At 66.4% G+C, this 7,089-nt stretch carries 6 protein-coding genes; 1 reads left to right on the forward strand and 5 read right to left on the reverse strand.

Going from position 1 to position 7,089, the window contains the following annotated elements; genetic code table 11:
- Positions 1 to 49 precede the first annotated feature (49 nt).
- The 4 genes from AC5Y4C_RS19560 to AC5Y4C_RS19575 all read right to left on the reverse strand — a co-directional run bounded on the left by AC5Y4C_RS19560 (position 50) and on the right by AC5Y4C_RS19575 (position 4,199).
- Entirely contained in the window at positions 50 to 1,345 is a 1,296-nt protein-coding gene (locus AC5Y4C_RS19560; protein ID WP_499964898.1) for an acyl-CoA dehydrogenase family protein, read from the reverse strand.
- Entirely contained in the window at positions 1,345 to 2,490 is a 1,146-nt protein-coding gene (locus tag AC5Y4C_RS19565) for a CaiB/BaiF CoA transferase family protein (protein WP_499964900.1), read from the reverse strand. The genes AC5Y4C_RS19560 and AC5Y4C_RS19565 overlap by 1 nt, the downstream gene beginning before the upstream one ends.
- Positions 2,487 to 3,263 (reverse strand): enoyl-CoA hydratase/isomerase family protein, encoded by a 777-nt coding sequence (locus AC5Y4C_RS19570; RefSeq protein WP_499964902.1) that lies wholly within the window; start codon positions 3,261 to 3,263, stop codon positions 2,487 to 2,489. Before AC5Y4C_RS19570 ends, AC5Y4C_RS19565 begins: the two co-directional genes overlap by 4 nt.
- Positions 3,264 to 3,398: 135 nt before the next feature.
- Complete coding sequence (locus AC5Y4C_RS19575) at positions 3,399 to 4,199, reverse strand: PaaI family thioesterase (RefSeq protein ID WP_499964904.1); 801 nt, start codon at positions 4,197 to 4,199, stop codon at positions 3,399 to 3,401.
- Positions 4,200 to 4,224: 25 nt separating this feature from the next.
- Here AC5Y4C_RS19575 and AC5Y4C_RS19580 point away from each other — a divergent pair, with 25 nt between their 5' ends.
- Positions 4,225 to 4,935, forward strand: a complete 711-nt coding sequence (locus tag AC5Y4C_RS19580) for a hypothetical protein (RefSeq protein WP_499904568.1) — start codon at positions 4,225 to 4,227, stop codon at positions 4,933 to 4,935.
- A 78-nt stretch (positions 4,936 to 5,013) separates the two neighbouring features.
- On the opposite strand, the gene AC5Y4C_RS19585 is transcribed toward AC5Y4C_RS19580, so the two are convergent.
- Positions 5,014 to 6,954, reverse strand: coding sequence for a potassium transporter Kup (locus AC5Y4C_RS19585; protein WP_500008515.1), 1,941 nt, complete (start codon positions 6,952 to 6,954; stop codon positions 5,014 to 5,016).
- Positions 6,955 to 7,089 lie beyond the last annotated feature (135 nt).

Consider the following 7,089-nt stretch of genomic DNA (forward strand, 5'->3'; position numbering starts at 1 on the left):
GTTGGCGTGAAAACCGTGCAATAGCGTCAACAACTGTGTTCTCGGCGGCTCAGTTGCGCGGTATGCCCGCCAGCTTGTCAGCGAACTTGGCCTCAGCCGCCTCGCGCAGCCGCAACAGGTGCTCGGACGGGAACACGTCCGGCGCCGGCGTGCGGTCTTTGAGCAGCAGACGAGCGAGCGTCACCTTGTGTACCTCGGTGGGCCCGTCGGCCAGTCCGAGCACGAACGACTCGACAAGGTACTGCACGAACGGCATCTCGTGCGTCACGCCCAGCGAGCCATGTAATTGCAATGCCCGCGCCGACACGTCGTGCAGCACCTTCTGCATCATCGCCTTGACCGCGGAGATGTCGGTACGAACGGCCTTGTAGTCGTTGTGCTGGTCGATCTTCCACGCTGTCTGCAAGGTCAGTAGCCGGAACGCCTCGATCTCCATCCACGAGTCCGCCACCATCTCCTGCACCAACTGCTTGTTGGCCAGCATCTCGCCCTGGGTGTACCGGGATACCGCTCGCTCGCAGATCATGTCGAAGATCCGCCGCACCAGCCCGACGGTACGCATCGCGTGATGAATCCGGCCGCCGCCCAAGCGGGTCTGGGCGACGACGAACGCTCCGCCGCGCGGACCCAGCATGTGGTCGCCCGGGACGCGCACGTTCTCGTAGCGCACATAGCCCTCGCGGCCGCCGCCCAGAGGCTGATAACCCAGGCCAACGTTGCGCAACACGTTGATCCCGGGTGTCTCCGCCGGCACGACGAACATCGAATACCGTTGGTAAGGCGGCGCATCGGGATCGGTCATCGCCATCACGATGATGAACGACGCGATCGACACGAACGACGAGAACCACTTCTCTCCGTTGATCACCCAGTGGTCGCCGTCCTGGACGGCCGTGGTGGTGAACACCTTCGGGTCCGCGCCACCCTGCGGCTCGGTCATCGAGAAGCATGACACGATCCGGTTGTCCAGCAGCGGCTCGAGGTAACGCTGCTTGAGTTCCGGTGTGCCGTAGTGGGCCAGGATTTCGCTATTGCCGGAGTCAGGGGCTTGCGAGCCGAAAACGATTGGCGCGCACTCCGAGCGGCCCAGGATTTCGTTCAGCAACGCCAGCTTCACCTGGCCGTAGCCGGGTCCGCCGAGATGCGGGCCGAGATGGGTGGCCCACAAGCCACGTTCTTTGACGATTTCCTGCAGCGGCGGAATCAGAGCTTGGCGCACCGGGTCGTTCAGGTCGTGAGACTCGTTGACGATCAAATCGATCGGCTCGCACTCCTCGCGGACGAAGTCGTCCACCCATTCCAACTGTGCGGCCCATTCGGAGTCGGTGGAGAAGTCCCACGCCACTAGTCGTCCTTCCTGCTCTGTCTGGCGACGCCGGCGTCGACCAGCTCGGCGATCGCGTGGTCGTCGAGGCCCAACCGCCGCAGCACCTGGCAGGTGTGGTCGCCGGGCAGAGCCGACGGAGTAGGTTGTGCCGGAACGGTTTTGGAGAACCGGGGTGCGGGCGCCGGTTGGAGCACCCCGCCGACTTCGACGTACGATCCCCTGACCACGTTGTGCGGATGATGCGGGGCCTCGCTGATCGACAGCACCGGTGCTGCGCAGCAATCGGCCGAGTCCAGTTCGCGTTCCCACTCGGCGCGGGTCTTCTGTCGGAACCGGGCCGCGAATGTCTCGCGGTGAGCACTCCATGCCGACGGATCGTCGTAGTCGTGCGGGATGTCGAGGTCCATTCGCCGGCACAGGTCCGCGTAGAACTGTCGCTCGAGCGCTCCGACCGCCATGTGCTTGCCGTCGGCGGTTTCGTACACACCGTAGAAGTGCGCCGCGCCGTCGAGAAGGTTGTCGTACCGATGATCGCGCCACGTGCCGGCGGCCACCATCCCGTGGTACGGAGCCATCAGCGCAGCGGCACCGTCGACCATCGCCACGTCGAGCACTTGACCCTCGCCCGATTCGCGGGCGTGCAGGATCGCGCTCAACAAGCCCACCGCCAAAAGCATTCCGCCGCCGCCGTAGTCGCCGACGAGGTTCAGCGGCGGAACCGGTGTGTCTTGGGTGCCGATTCCGTGCAGCGCGCCCGCCAGTGCGATGTAGTTGATGTCGTGGCCGGCGCGGTCGGCGTACGGACCGTCCTGGCCATAGCCGGTCATCCGCGCGTATACCAGCCGGCCGTTGACCTGGTGCAGCTCGGCGGGCCCGATACCCAGGCGCTCGGCCACCCCGGGACGAAACACGTCGACGAACGCGTCGGCGTCTTCGACCAACCGGTGCACGAGTTCGCGGCCACGCGGGTCCTTGACGTCGAGCGCCACCGAACGCTGGTTGCGGCGCACGGTGTAGTCGATGGGCAACCCGCCGTCGACCTGACGTGGCTGATCCACCCTGACCACGTCGGCGCCGAGGTCGCCGAGCAGCATGCCGCAGAACGGGCCCGGCCCCAAGCCGCCCATCATCACCACCCGCACGCCGCGCAGCGGCCCGCTCACGTGGACCACTTCCGGCGCAGCGCGGCGGCTTCGTCAGTCGCGTGGCTGAGCACCTGGTTGCGGTTCTCGAGCTCCAGGGCCGACGCCAGGCTGGCGGCGTCGGTGTTGACTTGCAGTGCCCGCTTGGTCAGCTGCACACCCAGCGAAGTGAGACCGGCGATGGCACAGGCGATTTCGAGGGCGCTGTCCAGCAGGCGGTCCGCTTCCACGACCCGGCTGACCAGGCCGCGGCGATCAGCCTCCTCGGCAGACACCGTGCGCCCGGTCAGCATCCAGTCGGCGGCCACACTCGAGCCGACGATACGGGGCAGGAAGTAGCTCATCCCCATTTCCGCTCCTGAGAGCCCCAGCAAAATAGCCGCGTTGCCGAATGTCGCTGTGACAGAGCAGATCCTGATGTCAGCAGCCAGGCACAGCGCAAGGCCGGCGCCGACGCACGGCCCGTTGACCGCCGCGATCACCGGCTGGGGCAGGTCCCGAATCGCTTGGGGCAGTGCGGCCATCGACTCCTGGAAGCGCAGCCGCTCGATCGCCGGGTCGTTCGCTTCCGGAGCGCTGGCGCCGAATCCGCGCACGTCCATGCCCGAGCAGAAGCCGCGGCCCGTGCCGGTGACCACGACGACGTTGACCGACGTGTCGGCGGAGAGGGCTTGCAACGTTTGCAGGAGTTCGGAGCGCATGGTCTGGTCGATCGCGTTCAGCCGCTCCGGACGGTTCAGCTGCAGCAGGGCGACGCCGGGCCGGACGAAGTCCACGTTGACTGTCGAAGGCACCTTCGGACTGTAAATCACTGGCCGATCGCCGCGGGGACGAGGAGGTAGAGCCAGCCTACCGGGGCCGGCGACTTGGGGGTCATCGCGACTTGTCGATGATCGTTTCGGCGAACCGTGCTGTGCCGGCCCACAACTTCATCGGCGGTAGGCCGTGACGTTGGCGACGAGCGCGACGGCGCCGTCGTCGCATATTGCCTGTGCTGTCGCGACGCCGCTTCGCCGTCCGGCATGCAAAACCTCTGCGGTGTAACGAGATTCGGCACCGCCGCGGAACGGGCGCAGGTAGTTCACCCGCAGCGACGCGGTGTCGAGCGGGCCGTCGGGGCGGCCGGCGCTGAGTGCAGCTGACGCGGCGAGTTCCAATCCGGCAGCGGCAATTCCGCCGTGCACGATGCCCATGCTGTTGTCAAGTGCCGCGTGGGGGTCTTGGTACAGCACCGGCGGATCGCACTCTCCGATGCGCAGCGCCATGATCTCTGCCAGCCCAGTCGGCGCCGGGTCCGCCGTCGTCTGTTTCGGCGCCTGCGGGAAGTGGCCGGGAAGCCGAATATGAACCGACCGCACGGTGCCCACACCGATGATCGCGTCACGGTGGGTGACGTTGCAGATACCCAGCGACGTGCTGCCCTTCGGTCCTACTGGCCGTGCCGTGCCCACGACGGGGATGTCGGGCGCCTGTGCGATCGCCGCCAGCGCGTCCGGCGCGAGGTCCAGCGTCAGCTCGCTGGACACCGTCCACTCGTCCGGGCCGCGGCGATAGTGGTTGACCAGTCCTGCGACGAAGTCGACGAGCACGGCCAGCGGCGCGACGGTGGGCGCGCCGGTCACCGGGTTCTCGAGGCCGGCCATCGGGATCGCACCCACGAACGGGTCCGGGCTGTCGACGAGCGTCTCCATGCCGAACCTGCCCAGCGGGGTGTTCGGTGGGTGCAGCATCGCGGTCAAGGGTAATCATGGCGGCATGGCCGACGACGCGCTGGACGAGTTGTACTGGGTGACGCCGGGCAAGTTCACGGCCACCCGCAGCAGGCTCGCGGCCGCCGCGAAGGATCGCGGTGACACGCAGGCCGTCAAGCAGATCACCGCCGCCCGAAAACCCACGCAGGCCGCGTGGGTGGTCAACCGGCTTGCTTTGAGCCAGGGCAAGGCCACGCAGCGGCTGAGGGATCTGGGGGAACGGTTACGCCAGGCGCACTCCGCGTTGGAAGGCGACCGCATTCGCGAATTGTCCGCCGAACAACGCAAGCTCATCGACGAACTGTCGCGGACGGCATTTGACGCTGCGGAGATCGCGGACCCGTCGGCGGCGCTGCGCGAGGACGTGACGGCCACCTTGCAAGCCGCGGTTGCGGATCCCGACGTGGCCGCGCGGCTGGGTCGGCTGACCAGGCCCGAACAATGGTCGGGCTTCGGTGATGACGCGTTGGCGGCTTCGGTGGCCGCTTCGAAGCCGGACGTCGAACAAGCACCCGATCAGACGAAGATCAAGCGAGCCCGGGCAGCGGTGACGGCGGCCGAACAGGCGAAGGCCCAGGCCGATGACGCGGTCGCCGCGGCGCGTAGGCGCTACGACGAAGCCGAGCGGGACCTGCGCGCCGCTGAAGACGCCAGCCGCGACGCCGCAAAGCAGCTGAAGGATGCACAGGCGCAGCGCAAGCAGGCAGGCGGCTGATCGCCGAGCCGGTAGCCAGCGCGGGAAATCGCGAGAGCGGGCCACGCGGAATACCGTTTCGGCGCCCAGCGTGGGCGGCTACACCTCGATGCGTGAGCCCATCACCACGGTGCGGTCCAAGGGCAGGCCGAAGAACGCGGCGGCATCGGCAGTGATGTACGACGTGGCGATGAACAATTTCTTGCGCCATTTGGCCATCGTCGGCGCGTTGCCCGTGACCAGCTCCAGCTTCGACAGGAAGTACGACGCGTTCTCGACGGCGAGTTTCCCCTCGGTCTCGCTGGGGTCCAGCAGCCGTAAAGTCCTTGGCACATTGGGTCTTTCCATGTAACCGAACCGGGCGTTGACGTGGAGGATGCCGTCTTTGGCATAACCCAGATCGTCGATCTGAGCGCGCTCGTCGTCCGAGATACGCGGCACGGGCAGAGTGTCGAGCGACAAGATCACGACGTGCTCGTGCAGCACGCGGTTGTGTTCGACGTTGGCCCGCAACGCCAGCGGGGCGGTTTCACTGCCGCGGTTCAAGAACACGGCTGTGCCCGGAATGCGCACGAGTGGCGGCTGCCGGTGCGTGATCTCGTCGATGAAGCCGCGAAGCGGGCCTTCGGCTTGCGCACGTGCCCGCGTCACGATCTCGCGGCCGCGCTGCCAGGTGGTCATGACCGTGAACGCGGTGATGCCGATCAGCAGTGGCAGCCATGCGCCGTGCACCAGTTTGGTGAGGTTCGCGGCGAAGAACATCAGGTCGACGGCCAGCAGCGTGCCCCCGCCAATGAGCACCAGCCACAACGGAGTTCGCCATCGTGTGTAGGCGAGGTAGAAGAACAGCAGCGTCGTGATCGTGATCGTTCCGGTCACCGCCATTCCGAACGCGTAGGCCAGCGCACTGGAGCTGCGGAATGCGAACACCAGCGTGAGCACCGCGACCAACAGCATCCCGTTGATCCACGGCACATAGATCTGCCCGACCGTCGATTCCGAAGTATGGGCAATCCGCAGACGCGGCAGATAACCCAGTTGCGCGGCCTGCGACGCCACCGAATACGCCCCGGTGATCACTGCCTGCGATGCGATGACCGTCGCGGCAGTGGCCAACAGCACCATCGGAATCCGCGCCCATTCCGGGGTGAGAAGGAAAAACGGCGCACTGCGGTTTTTCTCGTCGCCGAGCAGCAACGCCCCCTGACCGAAATAGCTCAGTGTGCAGGCCGGCAACACCAGAAGCAGCCAGGCGCGGACGATCGCCGGCCGGCCGAAGTGGCCCATGTCCGCGTAGAGCGCTTCGGCGCCGGTCACTGCGAGCACCACTGCCGCCAAAGCGAAAAACGCGATGTGGAAGTGACCGGCGATGAACGCCAGCGCATACGTCGGTGACAACGCCTTGAGGATCAGCGGGTGGTCGACGATGCTGCGTATCCCGCACGCGCCGATGGCCACGAACCAGACGATCATCACCGGTCCGAACAACCGGCCAACCGTACCCGTGCCCCGTCGCTGCACGGAGAACAACAGCACGATGATCACCGCGGTGACCGGCACCACCCAGTCCTCGAAGCCCGGCTCGACCACCTTGAGGCCTTCGACGGAGGACAGCACCGAGATGGCAGGGGTGATCATGCTGTCGCCGAAGAACAGTGCGGCGCCGAAGATTCCGAGGCTGGCCAGGATCATCGCCGTGTGACGACTCCTGCCGCTGGCCCACTTTCGCACCAGCGTGATCAGCGCCATGATGCCGCCCTCGCCGTGGTTGTCGGCGCGCATCACCAGCGTGACGTACGTCAGCGTGACGATGATCATCACTGACCAGAAGATCAACGACACGATGCCGTAGATGTTGTGCTCGGAGATCGGTACCGGATGCGGATCGTGTGGGTTGAACACCGTCTGGATCGTGTAGATCGGGCTGGTGCCGATGTCGCCGAACACCACACCGAGGGCTCCGACCGTCAACCCCAGCCGCGCCGTCTGCGCACCGCTGGCCGCGCGCGGCTCGAAGTCGGTCGTGGATTCGGTGCGCACCGCAAACCGTCCTTTCGTCAGCTGAAAAGACTAGTGCGCCACGGCCGGCCGGCTAGTCAGATTCGCCTCGGCGCGCCCGGCATCCGGCATGTGCCGTCAGCTTCACCGAGCGTGAGCACAGCGCGAAAAACCGGG

The organism is Mycobacterium sp. NGS35 (genome assembly GCF_059812855.1).